This window comes from Microtetraspora malaysiensis, from assembly GCF_001528665.1.
GTDB lineage: Bacteria > Actinomycetota > Actinomycetes > Streptosporangiales > Streptosporangiaceae > Microtetraspora_A > Microtetraspora_A malaysiensis.
Window position 1 is genome coordinate 25,383 of record NZ_BBYJ01000008.1, and the last position, 16,109, is coordinate 41,491.

General features: G+C 72.5%; 16 protein-coding genes and 3 tRNA genes. 14 read left to right on the forward strand and 5 right to left on the reverse strand.

Annotated elements, in window-relative coordinates; all coding sequences use genetic code 11:
- Positions 1-87 precede the first annotated feature (87 nt).
- From rsfS to AWQ71_RS10420, 9 genes are all read left to right on the forward strand, one after another.
- A complete protein-coding gene (gene rsfS / locus AWQ71_RS10380) occupies positions 88-492 on the forward strand; it encodes a ribosome silencing factor (protein ID WP_067130542.1) in 405 nt (134 codons plus the stop codon).
- Between the two features lie 34 nt (positions 493-526).
- Positions 527-1,162: a histidine phosphatase family protein gene (locus AWQ71_RS10385; protein ID WP_067130546.1), complete on the forward strand. Its 636-nt coding sequence runs from the start codon at positions 527-529 to the stop codon at positions 1,160-1,162.
- Positions 1,163-1,259: 97 nt separating this feature from the next.
- Positions 1,260-1,332: transfer RNA gene (locus AWQ71_RS10390), tRNA-Ala, on the forward strand.
- 112 nt (positions 1,333-1,444) lie between these two features.
- On the forward strand, positions 1,445-1,801 hold the full coding sequence (locus AWQ71_RS10395) for a hypothetical protein (RefSeq protein WP_067130549.1): 357 nt from the start codon (positions 1,445-1,447) through the stop codon (positions 1,799-1,801).
- 8 nt (positions 1,802-1,809) lie between these two features.
- Positions 1,810-2,196: a hypothetical protein gene (locus tag AWQ71_RS10400; protein WP_245658209.1), complete on the forward strand. Its 387-nt coding sequence runs from the start codon at positions 1,810-1,812 to the stop codon at positions 2,194-2,196.
- An 81-nt stretch (positions 2,197-2,277) separates the two neighbouring features.
- Positions 2,278-2,763 (forward strand): SRPBCC family protein, encoded by a 486-nt coding sequence (locus AWQ71_RS10405; RefSeq protein ID WP_067130552.1) that lies wholly within the window; start codon positions 2,278-2,280, stop codon positions 2,761-2,763.
- A 243-nt stretch (positions 2,764-3,006) separates the two neighbouring features.
- Positions 3,007-4,299 carry a CynX/NimT family MFS transporter gene (locus tag AWQ71_RS10410; protein WP_084258760.1) on the forward strand — a complete coding sequence of 431 codons (1,293 nt, stop codon included), beginning with the start codon at positions 3,007-3,009 and terminating at the stop codon, positions 4,297-4,299.
- A gap of 212 nt (positions 4,300-4,511) precedes the next feature.
- Positions 4,512-5,714: an enoyl-[acyl-carrier-protein] reductase FabV gene (fabV, locus tag AWQ71_RS10415; protein ID WP_067130555.1), complete on the forward strand. Its 1,203-nt coding sequence runs from the start codon at positions 4,512-4,514 to the stop codon at positions 5,712-5,714.
- Between the two features lie 460 nt (positions 5,715-6,174).
- Entirely contained in the window at positions 6,175-7,104 is a 930-nt protein-coding gene (locus AWQ71_RS10420) for a DMT family transporter (RefSeq protein WP_067130558.1), read from the forward strand.
- Between the two features lie 110 nt (positions 7,105-7,214).
- On the opposite strand, the gene AWQ71_RS10425 is transcribed toward AWQ71_RS10420, so the two are convergent.
- The 3 genes from AWQ71_RS10425 to AWQ71_RS10435 are packed head-to-tail and all read right to left on the reverse strand — an operon-like array spanning position 7,215 to position 10,115.
- Positions 7,215-8,042 carry an SMP-30/gluconolactonase/LRE family protein gene (locus AWQ71_RS10425; RefSeq protein WP_067130561.1) on the reverse strand — a complete coding sequence of 276 codons (828 nt, stop codon included), beginning with the start codon at positions 8,040-8,042 and terminating at the stop codon, positions 7,215-7,217.
- The gene (locus AWQ71_RS10430) at positions 8,035-9,204 is read right to left on the reverse strand and encodes an NAD(P)-binding protein (protein WP_067130564.1); all 1,170 of its coding nucleotides are present in this window, start codon (positions 9,202-9,204) and stop codon (positions 8,035-8,037) included. The genes AWQ71_RS10425 and AWQ71_RS10430 overlap by 8 nt, the downstream gene beginning before the upstream one ends.
- A complete protein-coding gene (locus tag AWQ71_RS10435; RefSeq protein ID WP_067130567.1) occupies positions 9,201-10,115 on the reverse strand; it encodes an RNA polymerase sigma-70 factor in 915 nt (304 codons plus the stop codon). The genes AWQ71_RS10430 and AWQ71_RS10435 overlap by 4 nt, the downstream gene beginning before the upstream one ends.
- A 95-nt stretch (positions 10,116-10,210) precedes the next feature.
- Between AWQ71_RS10435 and AWQ71_RS10440 the strand changes: the two genes are divergently transcribed.
- From AWQ71_RS10440 to AWQ71_RS10460, 5 genes are all read left to right on the forward strand, one after another.
- Positions 10,211-10,283 (forward strand) — tRNA-Ala (locus tag AWQ71_RS10440).
- 109 nt (positions 10,284-10,392) lie between these two features.
- The gene (locus AWQ71_RS10445) at positions 10,393-11,235 is read left to right on the forward strand and encodes a polysaccharide deacetylase family protein (RefSeq protein WP_218001732.1); all 843 of its coding nucleotides are present in this window, start codon (positions 10,393-10,395) and stop codon (positions 11,233-11,235) included.
- A 132-nt stretch (positions 11,236-11,367) separates the two neighbouring features.
- Positions 11,368-12,822 (forward strand): vWA domain-containing protein, encoded by a 1,455-nt coding sequence (locus AWQ71_RS10450; RefSeq protein ID WP_067130573.1) that lies wholly within the window; start codon positions 11,368-11,370, stop codon positions 12,820-12,822.
- Positions 12,823-12,900: 78 nt separating this feature from the next.
- A tRNA-Ala gene (locus AWQ71_RS10455) sits at positions 12,901-12,973 on the forward strand.
- Between the two features lie 268 nt (positions 12,974-13,241).
- Positions 13,242-13,898 (forward strand): DUF2087 domain-containing protein, encoded by a 657-nt coding sequence (locus tag AWQ71_RS10460; RefSeq protein WP_067130576.1) that lies wholly within the window; start codon positions 13,242-13,244, stop codon positions 13,896-13,898.
- 39 nt (positions 13,899-13,937) lie between these two features.
- Here AWQ71_RS10460 and AWQ71_RS10465 read toward each other — a convergent pair whose 3' ends face one another.
- Both AWQ71_RS10465 and AWQ71_RS10470 read right to left on the reverse strand, forming a co-directional pair.
- Positions 13,938-15,455, reverse strand: coding sequence for a DUF6297 family protein (locus AWQ71_RS10465; RefSeq protein WP_067130579.1), 1,518 nt, complete (start codon positions 15,453-15,455; stop codon positions 13,938-13,940).
- Positions 15,452-16,108: an ABC transporter ATP-binding protein gene (locus tag AWQ71_RS10470; RefSeq protein ID WP_067130581.1), complete on the reverse strand. Its 657-nt coding sequence runs from the start codon at positions 16,106-16,108 to the stop codon at positions 15,452-15,454. The genes AWQ71_RS10465 and AWQ71_RS10470 overlap by 4 nt, the downstream gene beginning before the upstream one ends.
- Between the last annotated feature and the right edge of the window lies 1 nt (position 16,109).

The following is a 16,109-nucleotide window of genomic DNA, read 5'->3' on the forward strand; positions in this document are numbered from 1 at the left end:
CGGGATTGAATCGCCCGCCTCTCGGTGGGCACCCTTGGAAGAGCCGATCGAGTCCCGCGTCCCGGTAATGGAGGACAGAACCACATCGTGACCGCATCTGAGAGATCGCTCCAGCTCGTGCAGGTGGCCGCCGAGGCCGCCGCGGAGAAGCTGGCCGACAACATCATCGCCTTTGACGTGAGCGAGCAGCTCGTCATCACCGACGCGTTCCTGCTCTGCTCCGCCTCCAACGACCGTCAGGTCCGCGCCATCGTGGACGAGATCGAGGAGAAGCTCCGCGTCGAGGCCGACGCCAAGCCGGTACGCCGTGAGGGTGAGCGCGAGGGGCGCTGGGTGCTCCTCGACTACATCGATATCGTCGTCCACATCCAGAACGAGGAGGAGCGCACCTTCTACGCCCTTGAACGGCTCTGGAAGGACTGCCCCTCGATCGAGCTTCCGGAGAGTGTCACCCGGGTGGCCGCGCAGCGGGCCCGCGAGGCCGCTCAGTGAGCGAACTGCTCAGGCCGGCGGCGGGGAGGCCCGTGTGAGCCGGCGGGTGGTGTGCCTACGCCACGGACAGACGAGATGGAACGTCGAGCAGCGATTCCAGGGACACAGCGACATCCCCCTGGACGTCGCCGGGGTCGCTCAGGCGGCCCGGGCGGCGTCCCTGCTCGCCGCGCTGGGGCCGACCGCGATCGTCTCCTCCGACCTGCAGCGCGCGTACGACACGGGGTCGGCGCTCGCCCGGCTCACCGGCCTCGGCGTGCAGGTGGACAAGGACCTGCGCGAGCGCGGCGGCGGCGCGTGGGAGGGGCTGACCCGCGCGGAGATCGCCGCCGGCTGGCCGACCGAGTACGCGACCTGGGAGGCGCCGGGTGGCGAGGCAGTGGCCGACGTCGCCGAGCGCGTGTCGGAGGCCATCCGCCGGTGGGCCGCCCAGCTGCCCGACGACGGCCTGCTGGTCGTGGCCTCGCACGGTGCGGCGCTGCGGCTCGGCATCGCCCGCCTGCTCGGCCTCCCCGAGGAGCTGTGGTCCGCTCTGGGCGGTCTGGCCAACTGCAGCTGGTCCGTCCTGGAGGAAGGACGGCGGGGGTGGCGGCTGCTCGAACACAACGCCGGGACGCTCCCCGAGCCTGTGATCAGCGACGACAGGCCCGAGGCGGGCAACGGCGGCTGACCCCCGCCGCCGGCCTGCAGATGACGATTAGGTAAACGGCGAATGGTCGCTATATGCTCCTCGGGCGCCGCCTCGAGAGAACTCGGAGCGGTGACCAGGGGCTATAGCGCAGCTGGTAGCGCACCTCCATGGCATGGAGGGGGTCTGGGGTTCGAATCCCCATAGCTCCACCTCGATCATTTCCCGGCCGCCCGGCTCGGCCCATCCCAGGTGGATGGCGAAATCGGAGGCGGCCGCCGTCGGCGGTAACCTACTGGCCATGCTCCCGACCCTCGATCCGCGATGAGCGGCGCGTACTCCGGCTGGCTGATCGGCGCCGCCCTGCTGCTCGCCCTGATCAGTCTGATCACGGCGATCCGCAACCGTCCCATGGGCCTCGTCCTGCTCGCCGGGCTCGCCCTGATCGAGGTTGCCCTGCTCGTCCAGGCGGGCATCGCCGTGGCGCGGCTGTCCGAGGTGAAGCAGGAGACGGCGACGTTCATCGGCTACCTCGCCGGGACCGTCGTGATCCCCCCGGCCGCCGTGTGGTGGGGCAAGGCGGAGCGCACCCGGTGGGGGCCCGGGGTCATCGTGGTCGCCGGCTTCACCGTCGCCGTCATGACGGGCCGCCTCCTCCAGCTCTGGAACGGCACGGCGTGAGCGCTCCGGTGAGATCGGGACCGGGCCGGGTCCTCGTCGCCCTTTACGGCGTCTTCGCTCTCGCCGCGTCCGCCCGCGCCGGTGTCCAGATCGCGACCCGGTTTCACGAGGCGCCGCTGGCGTACCTGCTCTCGGCGCTGGCCGCGGTGGTCTACATCGTGCTCACGGTGGCGCTGGCCCGCGGCGATCGGCGGCTCGCGCTCGCGGCCTGTCTCGTCGAGCTGACCGGGGTGTTGGTCGTCGGCACGCTGAGCCTCGTCGACGCGGCGGCGTTCCCGCACGCCACGGTCTGGTCGGGCTACGGCGCCGGCTATCTGTTCGTGCCGCTCATCCTGCCGGTGCTCGGGCTGTTCTGGCTGCGCCGCGGCGCGTCCCAGGCGGCGCCCGCTTCGTGATCTGTACCGGCGAATCCGACTAGACCTGGTCTGCGAGGGCAGAGCAATCCTCCGAAGCCGCGAGGGCGGGAGGAGAGAGGCATGAGCTCGATCGAACACTCGGTCAACGTGAACGTGCCGGTGCGCACCGCCTACAACCAGTGGACCCAGTTCGAGAGCTTCCCCGAGTTCATGGAGGGTGTGGACTCCGTCAAGCAGGTCACCGACAGCCGGACGTACTGGGCGGTCGAGATCGGCGGGGTGCGGCGCGAGTTCGACGCGGAGATCACCGAACAGCACCCGGACGAGCGGGTGGCCTGGCGTTCGCTGGACCGGCCGCGCCACTCGGGGTTGGTGACGTTCCACCGCCTCGACGACGATCACTGCCGTGTCACGCTCCAACTGGCGTACGACCCCGAGGGAATGGCCGAGATGGCGGCCGACCGGCTGCAGATCGTCCGCAGGCGGGTCAAGGGCGATCTGGAGCGCTTCAAGACCTTCATTGAGCGGCGCGGCACCGAGAGCGGCGGCTGGCGCGGTGACATCCCCGGCACCAGCACGGCGGCTTCGGGGTCGGCTACGAGATAGGCGAGCCGATGCCGCTCCAGCCGGTGAGCCCGGAGTAGCCGCCGAAGTCTCCAGCTTCCCGCGCCCGGCTCGGGGCCGGTTCCGCCGGAAGGCGGCCCGGGGTGACGCTGCCGCGCGCCTGACCGTTACGGGCCGCCAAGCTGGTGTTACGGGATGGTTTGGGGTTCATGTCGTGATTGATCCCTCTGGTACTATTGTCGAGTCATCGGATGATTCGACAATGAAAAGAGGGTTTGCACCGGCATGACCGCCGTCGTCGCACGCAGAGGCCGCCGAACCGGATCGGTCGCCTGGCTCGTCGGGCTCGGTATCGTTCTCGCGGCGCTCAATCTCCGGACCGCCGTGACCAGCGTGGGTCCCGTGCTGGACCAGGTCAGCGCCGCCCTCGGCATGTCGGGTGTGGCGAGCGGGCTGCTCACCACCCTGCCGGTGCTCTGTTTCGCCCTCTTCGGAGCGATGACTCCCGCCCTGTCCCACCGCGTGGGTGAGCATCGGCTGCTGCTGGCCGGGCTCGTCCTGCTCGGTGCGGGGCTGTGGATCCGCTCCGTCGTCGGGAGTTCCGGTGTGTTCCTCGCCGCCAGCGTGTTGGCGCTGTCCGGCGGTGCGATCGGCAACGTGCTGATCCCGACGCTGATCAAGCGCCACTTCCCCTCGCGGTCCGGTCTGATGACGACGGTCTACTCGACGGCCATGGCCGCCGGGACGATGCTCGCCGCCGCCGCCACCGTGCCCATCCAGCGGGCGGCGGGCGGAAACTGGCACGTGGCACTCGGTGTGTGGGCGGCCCTGGCCGCCGTGTCCGCCATTCCGTGGCTTGCGCTTCTGCGCAGTGAGCCGGAGCGGCACCGAGCCCGCGGGACGGGGCCGGGCGAGCTGGTACGCAGCCGGCTGGCCTGGGCGATCGCCACGTACTTCGGCACCCAGTCCCTGATCGCGTACGTCATGTTCGGCTGGCTTCCCCAGCTTCTGCAGGACAACGGGTACACCTCGGCGCAGGCGGGGACGCTCCTCGCGGTGTTCACCGGCCTGGGCATCCCGATCTCGATGCTCGTGCCGTCGATCGCCGCGCGGATGGCCGACCAGCGGCTGCTGGTCGCCGCGTTCTGCGGCGCGTACGTGATCGGGTTCGCCGGGCTGCTGACCGGGCGCGCGTTGTGGGTGTGGGCGGTGCTCGTGGGTGTGGGCATGGGCTCCTTCCCGCTCGCGCTGGCGATGCTCGCGCTGCGCACCCGGACGGCCGAGGCCACGGCGGCGCTGTCCGCCTTCGGGCAGAGCGCCGGCTACCTGATCGCCGGCGCCGGCCCGCTCGCAGTGGGCGTGCTGTACGAGCTCAGCGGCGGCTGGACGGTCCCGTTCGTGCTGCTGTTCGTGGTGGTCGGCGCCCAGATGGTCGCCGGCTGGTACGCGGGAGCGTCGAGGTACATCGAGGACGAGCGGTGGCCGGGGGCGCCCGCCGAGGCCGCGCCGGACGAGGGGGAGCGGGGGATCCGTACGGCTTGCGTCTCCGCGGGGGCGTCGCAAGCCGCACGAGAGTAGCGAATTTCCCGCAAAAGGCACTCACGATCACTCCTCGGCACCCGAGGAGTGATCGTGTCTGACCCCAGCTGCCTCTGTCCGACGGCATCGGTAGTCTCCGAGACTGTGGCACAGGTCACCGGGCGTGAGCGGTCGCGTGAAGATCCGCACCTCACGTCCGTGGTCCGTCGCCTCACCAGTACCGGCCAGTCTCCGAGACAGATGGGCGAACGATGACCGCACGACTTATTCAGCCATCCGGGCGCGGCTTCCTGCTGTTCGACTCCCACCCTGCGGGGTGCGCGCGGATCGTCGCCGACATGGCGGCCCAGGTCCGGCGGCAGACGCGACCGGGTGAGGGGAAACGGCCGGTCGCCTTGATCATCGGCTCCAGCGCCGGTTACGGACTGGCCACCGCGGTCGCCGGGATCACCCGGTATGGCGTGCAGGGGGTGGGCCTGTGCTTCGAGCGTCCTCCGACCGCGCGCCGGACGGCGACGGCGGGGTGGTACCGAACGATCGCCACGGCCGCGCTCGCGCAGGAGGCCGGGAGCGATTTCGCGTTCGTCAACGGGGACGCCTTCGCCGACGCCACCAAGGATGACGTCCTCGACCTGGTGGCCAAGCGGTTCGGGGGCATCGATTACCTGATCTACAGCGTTGCCGCGCCCCGTCGCACCGACCCGGTCACGGGCGCGCTCCATCAGTCGGTGATCCAGCCCGTCGGGGCCGAACACGTCACCAAGACGCTCGAATTCGACGGCGACGGGACGCCCCACTTGAAGGAGATCCGCGTCCAGCCCGCCACGGACGAGGAGACGGCCGACACGGTCAAGGTCATGGGCGGTGAGGACTGGGCGCGCTGGGTCGACGCGCTGGAGGCGCGCGATCTGATCCGGCCGGGATTCACCACGGTGGCGCTGTCCTACATCGGTTCCCATCTCACCTCGGCCATCTACCGGGCAGGGACGATCGGGGCGGCCAAACTGCATCTCGAGGGGGCGGCATCCGTCCTCGGGGACCGGTTGAGCGCCTACGGCGGTCGTGCCCTGACCTCCGTCAACGGGGCGGCGGTCACGCAGGCGTCGACGGCCATCCCCGGCATCGCCCTGTACGTGAGTCTGCTGCGCGATGTCCTGGGTGAGGGCATGGCGTCGCCGCTGGCCCAGTCCATCGATCTGTGGGATCAGCTCACCGGGGCCGCCCCGCTCGACACCGACGAACAGGGCCGCGTCCGTCTCGACCGTTGGGAGCTGGCCGAGGAGGTTCAGGCGGCGGTGACCGAGCGATGGGAGGCGGCGACCCCTGACACCATCGGGGATCTCGCCGACACCGGCTGGTTCGGGGACGAGGTCCGGCGGCTGTACGGCTTCGCGGTGCCGGGCGTGGACTACTCCCTGCCCTCCGACCCGGATCTTCCCTGGCCCGCCGTCTGAATTCGCGGACGGAAACGCCGCTCACGCGGCCGGTGATTTGTTTTCCGCCGCCGCCGCGGCGCTCAGATGATCGCCGTCAGAGCTTTTGGCGACGGGGGTCGTTCTGAGGGGGTGAAGTGGCCGCCCGAGGCGACCTGACCTCGCCTCGGGCGACCACCAGGCCAGAGTACGGCCTGATGCCCCCGTTCGGAAATTCCCTTCGGCGGTCCATCGTCCAGAATATTAATTCGTTGGTGAAATGAGGAGTTCCAGGCGGATCGGCACGTGGGAAAGCCCTGTCCGGAAACCCGCTGTCGTGCCGCCGGAATGCCGCGATATCGTGCTCCTCATGCGATTGATCATCTCTCCGCCGCCCGCCCGATAGCGGGCGGACCCTCTCGTCAGCCGGACCCGCGCGGTCCGGCCGGTGGTGGCTGCCCGCTTTCCGGGCCTTTTCCATCACTCACCACGAGAGAGATCAATGACGCATGTTCCCGCCCTGCCTGTACGGCGGGGCCTGATCTTCGTGTCCGCCGCCGGGATCGCCTGGGGAACCGGGGGAGCGGTCGGCGACTTCCTGCGGAGGGCGGGTCACCTCGGCCCGGTGGCCGTGACCTTCTGGCGGTTCGTCATCGGGGCCGCCCTTCTGCTCGCCGTGGCGTTCTTCAGCCGTACGGCGGGCCCCCGGCGGCTCGCCGCGCCGCGATCGTGGGGGATGCCCCTGGCGCTCGGGGTGGCCATGGCCGTCTCGCAGGTCACGTACTTCGCGGCGATCGCCGAAACCGGCGTCGCCCTGGCCACGATGATCGCGATGGGTGCGAACCCCCTGTTCGTCACGGCCGGCTCCCGGCTCCTGTTCGGCGAGCGGCCGGGACGGGCCGTGAAGGCGGGCGTCGCCGCGGCCGTCGCCGGCCTGGCCATGCTCGCCGGAGGGCCGGGCGAGTTCTCCGCCGCCGGCGTCGGCTACGCCGTCCTGTCGGGGGCGACGTACGCCGCGGTGACGCTGCTGAGCGGCGTCGAACGCGGCCGGGCGGCCCCCGGGCAGACGATGGCCTGGTCCTTCGCGGCCGGTTCCGTCTGCCTGCTGCCCCTCGCGCTGGCGGACGGCGTCGTCCCCTCCGGAGGAGATTCGGGGGCGGCGGCGCTGTCGCTGGCCTATCTGGGCGCCGTCCCGACCGCGCTCGCGTACGGGCTGTTCTTCGCCGGGCTGGGCGTGGTCAGCGGCACGACGGCCGCGGTCGTCGTGCTGCTGGAACCCCTGGTCGCCGCGCTCATCGGCGTCCTCCTGCTGGGCGAGCACCTGACCGCGCTCCAACTCGCCGGTGGCACGCTGCTGATGGCCGCCGTCTACCGGTTGGGGCGGGCCGAACTCGCCACCGGCCCGGCGGAGGAGGGCGGCGGCCGCGGCTGATCCCGCCGGGGTCAGGAAGGCGTTCAGCAACGAGATCGCCGGCGGTGTCGCGGGCGTGGACGCCGGGGCCGCTCAGTGCGGCGGCCCCGGCCCGAGCCCCGGGGGCGGTGTCATCCGGCGAACCGGCGTTCCGGCAGGCCCGTGCCCGCCCCCGGCAGCACGAACAGCGACCCGGAGAGCGGCTGCCCCTCCTTGGCCTCGGAGGTGATGTAGAGATCGGTCAGGCCGGGACCGCCGAACGCACAGGCGGTCGGCTGGTCCACCGGCACGTCCACGACACGGTCGAGCCGCCCGTCGGGCGCGTACCGGCGCACCTGGCCGCTGCCCCAGACGGCGACCCACACGCAGCCGTCGGCGTCCACGGTGAGCCCGTCCGGCGAGCCGCCGTCGATCGCGGTGAACACGCGCCGCCCGGACAGCTCGCCGCCCGGCGAGAAATCGAAGACGTCCACGCGCCGGGTGGGCGTGTCGGCGTAGTACATGAGCGTGCCGTCGGGGCTCCATCCGATGCCGTTGCTGATGGTCACGCTGTCCAGCGCCGTGGTCACCGAACCGTCAGGGTCCACGCGGTAGAGGCGCCCGCCGCCGGGCGCCTGGTCGTACCGCATCGTGCCCGCCCACAGCCGTCCCTGGGGATCGACCGCCGCGTCGTTCCCGCGTACGCCCTCGCGCGCCAGGTCGGCCAGCCACCGGAAACCGCCGTCCGGTTCGAGCAGCCCCACCCCGTCGACCAGGTTGAGCACCAGCCCGCCGTTCGCGCGGGGTCTCGCCGCGCCCACGTGCTGCGGCGCGTGCCGTACGGTGTCGTAGCCGGTCGACGGGGAGAAGTAGTGGATCTCCGCTGCCGGGATGTCCACCCACAGCAGCTCGCCCGTCTCCGGGAGCCACGTGGGTCCTTCGGCGACCTGGGCGTTCGTTCTCAACGCGATTTCAACCACGGATTCGGAGCCTAGCCGAGCGATCCTTTCCCGACAGCGCGGCCGCCGCCGCGTCGAGGGCGCTGTGGACGGCCACCTCGCCGAGCAGGCCGGGAGCGGCCACGGAGTCGCCCGCGAGCCAGACGCCGTCGCCCCGGTCGATCGCGGGCCGGTCCCGCCAGGTCAGCCCGGGAAGGTCGAGCGCGCCGGTCCGGCCCGCCGCCACGGCGTCGCGCCGCCAGGTCAGGCGGTCCCGCCAGCCCGGCAGGCCGAGGTCGGCGATCCGCTCCAGCCTCGCGACGGCCGCGGCCTTCGACTCACCCGGCCGCATCGGCATCTGCAGCTGGACCAGACTCTCGTCGCGAGGCGCGAGCGTCGGATCGGGCAGCGAATACCGTTCGAGAAAGCCGCCCTCGTCCAGATCGGAGATCAGGAACATGTCGTCCGGCCGCCGGCGCACGGCCAGGTCGAGCAGGGCGGAACGGCCGCTCTCCCAGCTGAGGGTTTCGTCCCCGAGCAGGTTCCTGGCCGCGTGCAGCGATGTGGCCACGATCACCGGACCGGCGGGGAGTTCGTCGACCCGCGAGCCGGTCTCGACGCGCACCCCCAGGCCGCGCGCGTGCGCGGCCATCCGGTCGATGACCCGTCCCCAGCCGCCGATGACGTAGCGGACCGTGGGATAGCGCGGCGAGAAGGCGCGCTTGAGGCGTTCCCAGACGAAGGCCGCGGACAGCCTGCCCGGATCGGCGTCGTAGGTGACGACGCCGAGCAGGCCTGCGGCGGCGCGCGCGGGCGCCGGGCCGAACCGGTGGCCGGCCCACGAACGGAAGTCCTCGTCCACGGGCGCGCGCACCCCCCGGCCGGCGGTCATGGCGAGCAGGCTCAGCGGCGGCCGCGCGGTCAGCCGGTCGCGGTACCTGAACCTGCTCCGGGCCAGTGCCCTCAGCGGCAGGCTCACGTACGGCCGGACCAGCTTCCGCTCCGTCAGCCACCGGAACGGCGCGCCGTCGTAGAAGACGTGCGTGCCGTCGTTCGCGACGTACGGCGCGGCGGAGGACCGGGCGCGGCCGCCGAGGGTGCGGTGCGCCTCGTGCAGGGTGACGGCCGCCCCGCCCTCGGCGCACGCGATCGCCGCGGTCAGCCCGGCGAGTCCGCCGCCGATGATGGTGATGGTTTCGCTCATGTACTACGGGACGTGCCGCCGGGCGTGATTCGTGACATCTTCTCCGGATTGGCGATGAGATAGACGGTCTCGATCTTGCCGTCCGAGACGACGAGGGAGAACACGGCGACGGCGCGGCCCTCGGCGGTCGCCACGAGCGCCGGGCCGCCGTTGACGTCGGTGACCTCCAAGCCGATCGGGGTGAGGTCGCCCGCCCCGATCGAGCTCAGGAACCGGCCGACCCCTTCCTCGGACGCGATGGCCATGAGGAACCGTGCGACGTGATCGCGCCCGGTCATCACCCTCAGCGGCGCCTTCGCCCGGCCGCCCCCGTCGCCGACCAGCGTGACGTCCGCGGTCAGGAGCTCCATGAGGCCGCGCAGGTCGCCTTCGGCGCAGGCGCAGACGAAGCGCTCGGTCACCTGCCTGCGCTCCCGCCGGTCCACGTCGAACCGCGGCCTGCGCTCCTGCACGTGGTCGCGGGCCCGCCTGGCGAGCTGCCGGACGGCGGGCTCGCCTCGGCCCAGGATCCCGGCGATCTCCGCGTACGAGAAGCTGAACGCCTCACGCAACACGAACACCGCGCGCTCCAGCGGTGACAGCGTCTCCAGCACGACCAGCAGCGCGAGCTCCACGCCGTCGGCCAGGCCGGCGCGTTCCGTCGCGTCCGGCGCGGTGCTGACCGGTTCGGGGAGCCACGGGCCGACGTATTCCTCGCGCCGTGCCCTGGCCCGCCGCCATCGGTCGATCGCCAGGTTCGTGGTCATGCGCACGAGGTACGCCCGGGGATTCTCGATCTCCGCAGCGTCCACCTCGGACCAGCGCAGCCACGCATCCTGCACCACGTCCTCGGCGTCGGCCGCGCTGCCGAGGATGCGGTACGCCACCCCGGTGAGCAGGTCACGGTGACGGACGAACAGTTCGGTGCTCATACAACCTCAGACGTATCACGGGCCCGCCGGCGTGACATCGCGGCCTTCGGTTACCGTCCAACGCGCCGATTCCTATACACTGACTGGCGTCGCAAGGGGCTATAGCGCAGCTGGTAGCGCACCTCCATGGCATGGAGGGGGTCTGGGGTTCGAGTCCCCATAGCTCCACCGATCCGATCAGGGCCGGCAGCGTTCCGAAAGGGACGGGTGCCGGCCTTCGTCGTTCCCGGGCGTTTCCCGGCCGGTGCGGCCCCGCCCGGGCCGTACGATGTCGATCATGCTGTGGCGGCGGTCTCTCCTGTTGTCGGTGCTCCTGATCTCCGGGTGCGCCGCGCACGCGCCCACCGGTGTCACTCCGCGTACGGCCGCGGATGTGGGGGCGGAGCCACGTCCCGCGGCGGCGGCCCCGAGCGCGCCGGAACCGTCGCCGGAGGCGTCGGAGGCCCGGCGGCCGCGTGATCCGATCCACCACGGGCCGCGGGGGTCCGACATGGTCGCGCTGACCTTCGACGCGGACATGACGGCGTACATGGAGGGGCAGCTCGACCGGGGCGAGGTGGACTCCTACGCGAACCCTCGGCTGATCGCGGAGCTGCGCCGGCTCAAGGTCCCCGCGACGATCTTCATGACCGGGCTGTGGGCCAAGCGCTATCCCCGTGTGGCGGCCGGCCTGGCGGCCGATCCGCTGTTCGAGGTGGCCGACCACTCTTATGACCACGAGGCGTTCACGACCCCCTGCTACGGCCTGGGCCGGACGGGCGACATGCGGGGGAGTCTCCGCAGGACCGAGGCGCTGCTCGATCGGATCGCCCCCGGCCACCCGAAGTTCTTCCGGTTCCCGGGAGGCTGCTTCGACAAGGCGGCGCTCAAGGCGGTCGCGGCCGAGGGCCTGACGCCGATCCAGTGGGACGTGGTCGGCGGGGACGCCTTCGCCACGTCCAAGGACGCGATCGTGCGGCAGGCGCTCGGCGGCGTGCGCGGCGGCTCCATCGTGGTGCTTCATCTGGGCGGCGGAAAGCCGTCCGGGCTGACCGATGACGCGCTTCCGGCCATCGTGAAGGGGATCAGGGAGCGGGGGCTGCGCCCGGTCACGCTCTCCACGCTGCTCGGCCACCGTTAGGTTCCGCTTCGTCGGGATCGGTGACGCGATGTCACGCGATGAGCACGTTTTACCGTCGCTTCCGTGACGGCCCCGACCTCCCCCGGTGAAATGCCGTCGAAAGGGGTGAATGGGAGCCGACGGAGGTACCGGATGAAGCCACGTTTATCGGTCCTGGCGGGGATAGCCCTGCTGTCAGTCGTCCTCGCCGCCTGCGGCGCCGGTGGGGGAGAGGCACCATCGGCCGGGCAAGCCGCTCCGGGAAACCAGGTCGCGGAGACCGGGAGGCTGGAGCGCGACGCCACCGCCGAGCAGATCTCGACGTTCGCCCTCGACGTCGACACGGCGTCGTACGGCTACGCCCGCCGTGCCGTACAGGAGGGCAGGCTGCCCGAGCCGGCCCAGGTCAGGACCGAGGAGTTCGTCAACTCCTTCCGCCAGGACTACACCGAGCCGGACGACAACGGCTTCGCCGTACACATGGACGGGGCGCGGACGAACGGTGCGGTGCTGCTCCGGGTGGGGCTGCGCACCCGCGGCGTCGGCGCGGAGCAGCGCCGGCCGGCCAACCTGACGTTCGTGGTGGACGTCTCCGGATCCATGGCGGAGACCGGGCGGCTCGACCTCGTGCGCGACGCCCTGCACACGCTCGTCGACCAGCTCATGCCCGGGGACCAGGTGGCGATCGTGTCGTTCAGCGACTCGGCGCGGCTGATCACCCCCATGGTGCCGGTGGCGGAGCGGTCGCGGCTGCACGGCGCCATCGACGAGCTGCGCACCGAGGGATCGACCAACCTGGAGGACGGGCTCGTCACCGGATACCGGGAGGCGTCCCGGGCGTTCCGGTCGGTGGCCACCAACCGGGTGATCCTGCTCTCCGACGGGCTCGCGAACACCGGCGCGACCGAGTGGCGCGCCATCCTCGACCGGGTGAGCGACTACGCGGCCAAGCAGGTCACGCTGCTGTGCGTCGGCGTCGGCCGCGAGTACGGCGACGAGCTGATGGAGCAGCTCGCGGACAACGGCGACGGCGCCGCCGTCTACGTGAGCAGCCAGGCGGAGGCGCGCGAGGTCTTCGTCGAGCGGCTCCCGGCCAACCTCGACCTGCGCGCCCGCGACGCCAAAGCGCAGGTCGTCTTCAACCCCGCGACCGTCGAGTCGTACAGCCTGCTCGGATACGAGAACCGGGAGCTGGCGCCGGAGGACTTCCGCGACGACTCCCGCGACGGAGGGGAGGTCGGGCCGGGGCACTCCGTGACCGCCCTCTACTGGGTACGGCTCCGCGCCGGGGCGTCGGGGCAGCTCGCGACGGCCACGGTGCGCTGGCTCGACCCCGACAGCCGCCGGCCCGCCGAGGTCAGTCGCGCGGCGGACGTCCGCGACGTGCGCGGCGACCTGTGGGACGAGGCGCCGCTCCGGCTCCAGGTCGACGCGGCGGCCGCGGCCTTCGCCGAGTACCTGCGCGCTCCGTGGAGCGAGCGCGGCGAGCGCTTCGGACTGGGGCTCGCGGACCTGGCGGGGCACGCGTCCCGCCTCGCGGAGTCCACCGAGGACCCCGGCGTGGCGGAACTCGCCGATCTGGTTCGCCGCACGCGCTCCCTCGGTTGATCGGTTACAGCCTCGGCCCGGATGTCCTATACACTGGCGTGGCGCTGCGAGGGGGAAACCCGTCGAGAGCGTCACCGCGGGGCTATAGCGCAGCTGGTAGCGCACCTCCATGGCATGGAGGGGGTCTGGGGTTCGAATCCCCATAGCTCCACCGCGGAGAACGCCCCGTTCCGTCGAGGAACGGGGCGTTCGCTTTTTCCGGCGTACGTGCTCGCCCTGGCCGCGGTTCGCTTCCGGTGGGAGTTTCTGGTGGGCGCCCGATTATTCGATTGCCGCCCCGCCGTGCGTCCTCCTAGCGTGACGAGAGGAAGCGGATCACCTCGGTCGCGCCCTGTGGGAAAGGCCGGCTCTCGGCTTGGCCGTGCGATCCGGGGCCCGGCATCGCGGGCGTACGGCCCCGAAGAGCGAAGGGAGCGCATATGAGCGCGCCTCATAAGAAGAACGAGGAGCCGCCGTCCCGCGAGGAGGCCCTCAGATCGGCGCTGACGCCGGAGGCGCTCGTGGGTCTGCTGGCCCAACCGAGCCGGATGCGCGTCCTGGCGGCGATCGCGCTCGGAGCGGCCACCCCGTCCGCGGTGGCCGAGGCGTCCGGGCTGCCCCCGAAGGAGGCCACGCGTGCCGTACGGCGGCTGTGGGAGCACGGGGTGGTCGTGGCGGGCGCGCAGGGGCTCGGCGTGGATTACGACCTGCTCAGGGACCTCTCGCGCCGGACGGCCGCGTCGACCCGGCCGGCGGGCGTCGTGCCGGACGCCGAGGGCGGGGAGCCCGAACTGTGGCCTTTCGTCCGGGGTGGGCGCCTGATCACGCTCCCGGCGCGGCAGAACCGCCGCCGCGCCGTCCTCGAACACGTGGTGGCGCGCTCCTTCGACCCCGCGGCCGAGTACGACGAGCGGACCGTCAGCGAGAAGCTGCGTGAGTGGTGCGAAGGCGGCGAGGTGGACCACGTGGCCGTCCGCCGGTATCTCATCGACACGGGCCTTCTCGTCCGGGGCAACGGCGTCTACCGGGTGAAGGGGGAGACGCCCCCCGAGCCCGGCGCCGCGGAACGATACGTCAGCTCCATGGGCCTCGACTAAGAGCCGCGACGGCCGGGCCACGTCCGAGGGCGGGCCGGATCAGGTCCCGCGACCGCGGAGGAGGAAGCCGCCGACGGTCAGAGCGGTCGCGACCGCCTGGGCCGTCAGGAACCCGGCCGTCTGCGCGGGCTGGAGCAGCAGGGCGGCGAGCGCGGGGGCACAGCCGAGCACGGCCACGTCGATGCCGGTGAAACCCCAGAAGAGGGGGCCCAGCGGGACCGGGCCGCCGGGGGTGTCGAGCACCGGCAGCGAGTGGTCGATCGGCCCGCGCCCCGCCATGCGCAGCGCGGCGACGGCGATCGGCGGCGCGCACAGTGGAGCGAAGGCCCACCACGACGCGCCCGCCGCGACGCCCGGCCCGACGAGGCCGAGGACGGCGAGCGCCACGGCCAGCCACCCGGCGGCGAGCAGCGCGGGCGCGATCGCCCGCGCGGCCCGCGCCGCCTGCCGCGAGACACCGGTCATCCGGATGAGGGTGGGGTTCTCGCTGTCGCGGCGGGCCACCGCCGTCGCCGAGGCGGCGGCGGTGAGGGCGCCCGCGAGCAGCGCGGCCGCGACCGGCGGTGTGATCCCGCCGGTGGCGACGGCGGCCAGCGCGGGGAACGCCGCCGCCGCGAGCAGCGCCGCCAGGCGGGCCGGGCGGCGGCCGAGCCGGCGCGCCTCCGCCCAGGCCAGTGCGAGAGGAGCGGGCAGGAGGGGCCAGGGCCGCGAACGCAGCCGCCGGGCGCGCCAGTGATTGTCCTCGGCGATCCACGTGAGCAGCCCGGGATCCAGCGTGACGATCGCGCCCGTGGCCTGGCCGACCCGGGCCGACGAGGCGATCACCGCCCGGGAGGGGAAGCCGGACAACGCCCGCCACGCCCGTACGGCGAGGCCGGTCGCGGCGAGACAGGTCGCCACGGCGGCGCCGACGAGCGTGCTCGCGGGGATCCGGGGGAGCGTGGTGAGCAGCGAGCGCCAGGGGAGCGCCGCGCCGCTCGCCGCCGCGAGCCCGGCGACGATCGCGAGGGCCGCGAGCGCGGCGAGCGCGACCCCCAGCCAGTCCGACTCCGGATCCCCGCGCTGGGCCAGTACGGCCGCGGCGGCCCCGCCGACGCAGGCGGCGACGGCGATGAGGACGGCGCCGGCCACCCGGAGCGTGGCGAGGTCCGGGACCCCGAGCATGGCGAGGACGGTGACGCCCAGCACCGCTCCGGCGACGACCGACGCGACCAGCAGCCGCAGCGCGGCGGGCCGCAGCACGGCCCGCCGGGTGAGCGGCGACGGCACCAGCCAGGCGGCGTCCGCGGGGGAGACCGCGATCGGTCCGACGAGGCGGGCCAGCGCGATCAACCCCGTGTAGGCGAGGACGACGAGGCCGAGACCCGTGCCGATCGTGGCCGGGTCCGTCGTGGCGGCCGGCGCCACGATGCGGTTCCACACCCGGGACAGCGGCTCGGCGGCGACCGCACCGAGCACCACGATGGCGAGGGCCAGCGTGTACCGGTCCTGCCAGGTGCGCTCGCGCTTCGCCCGAGGGGCGCGGATGATCGCGCGGGCGGAGGCGAGGGCGTTCACCGCGCGGCTCCGGCGGCCAGCTGTCCGGAGGACAGGACGGTGTGCCGCGCCCCGGTCGCCTCGATGAGGCCGGGATCGTGGCTGGCCATGACGACGGTCCCTCCGCTCCGGGCGTACTCGGTCAGGATCCCGGCCAGCCGGGCGCGGAAGGCGGTGTCGAGGCCGTGCTCCGGCTCGTCCAGCAGGAGCAGGCGGCTGGGCCGGACGAGCGCGGAGGCCAGGCACAGCCGCTGCCGCTGGCCGGTGGAGAGGGTCAGCGGGACGGCGTCGGCCCGTTCGGTGAGCCCGCAGCGCTCCAGGACCTGGGTGACGTCCGGCCAGGCCTCGTCCACCGGCTCGTGCGTGACCCGGATCAGCTCGACGTGCTCGCGTACGGTCAGCCCGGGATACCACGCCGGTTCGGCGGCGACCAGGGCGACCGCGCGCCAGAACGCGGCGTCGTCGCTCGGCGGCGTGCCCAAGACGGAGACCTCGCCGGAGGTCGGCGGTCGCAGGCCGGCCAGGCAGCGCAGCAGGGTGGACTTCCCCGTCCCGTTCTCGCCCGCGACGGCGACGATCTCTCCCTGACGGACGGTGAGATCGACGCCGCGCAGGACGGGGTTCGCCCCCAGCACGACGTGGAGACCTTTAACGTTGATGATCGGCTCAGACACG

Bases quoted from the DNA above. Each gene is read 5' to 3' on its own strand.
- AWQ71_RS10395 (WP_067130549.1), top strand. From the start codon at position 1,445: ATGAGCGGCGCGTACTCCGGCTGGCTGATCGGCGCCGCCCTGCTGCTC.
- AWQ71_RS10405 (WP_067130552.1), top strand. From the start codon at position 2,278: ATGAGCTCGATCGAACACTCGGTCAACGTGAACGTGCCGGTGCGCACC.
- AWQ71_RS10410 (WP_084258760.1), top strand. From the start codon at position 3,007: ATGACCGCCGTCGTCGCACGCAGAGGCCGCCGAACCGGATCGGTCGCC.
- fabV (WP_067130555.1), top strand. From the start codon at position 4,512: ATGACCGCACGACTTATTCAGCCATCCGGGCGCGGCTTCCTGCTGTTC.
- AWQ71_RS10420 (WP_067130558.1), top strand. From the start codon at position 6,175: ATGACGCATGTTCCCGCCCTGCCTGTACGGCGGGGCCTGATCTTCGTG.
- AWQ71_RS10430 (WP_067130564.1), bottom strand. From the start codon at position 9,204: ATGAGCGAAACCATCACCATCATCGGCGGCGGACTCGCCGGGCTGACC.
- AWQ71_RS10435 (WP_067130567.1), bottom strand. From the start codon at position 10,115: ATGAGCACCGAACTGTTCGTCCGTCACCGTGACCTGCTCACCGGGGTG.
- AWQ71_RS10445 (WP_218001732.1), top strand. From the start codon at position 10,393: ATGCTGTGGCGGCGGTCTCTCCTGTTGTCGGTGCTCCTGATCTCCGGG.
- AWQ71_RS10450 (WP_067130573.1), top strand. From the start codon at position 11,368: ATGAAGCCACGTTTATCGGTCCTGGCGGGGATAGCCCTGCTGTCAGTC.
- AWQ71_RS10460 (WP_067130576.1), top strand. From the start codon at position 13,242: ATGAGCGCGCCTCATAAGAAGAACGAGGAGCCGCCGTCCCGCGAGGAG.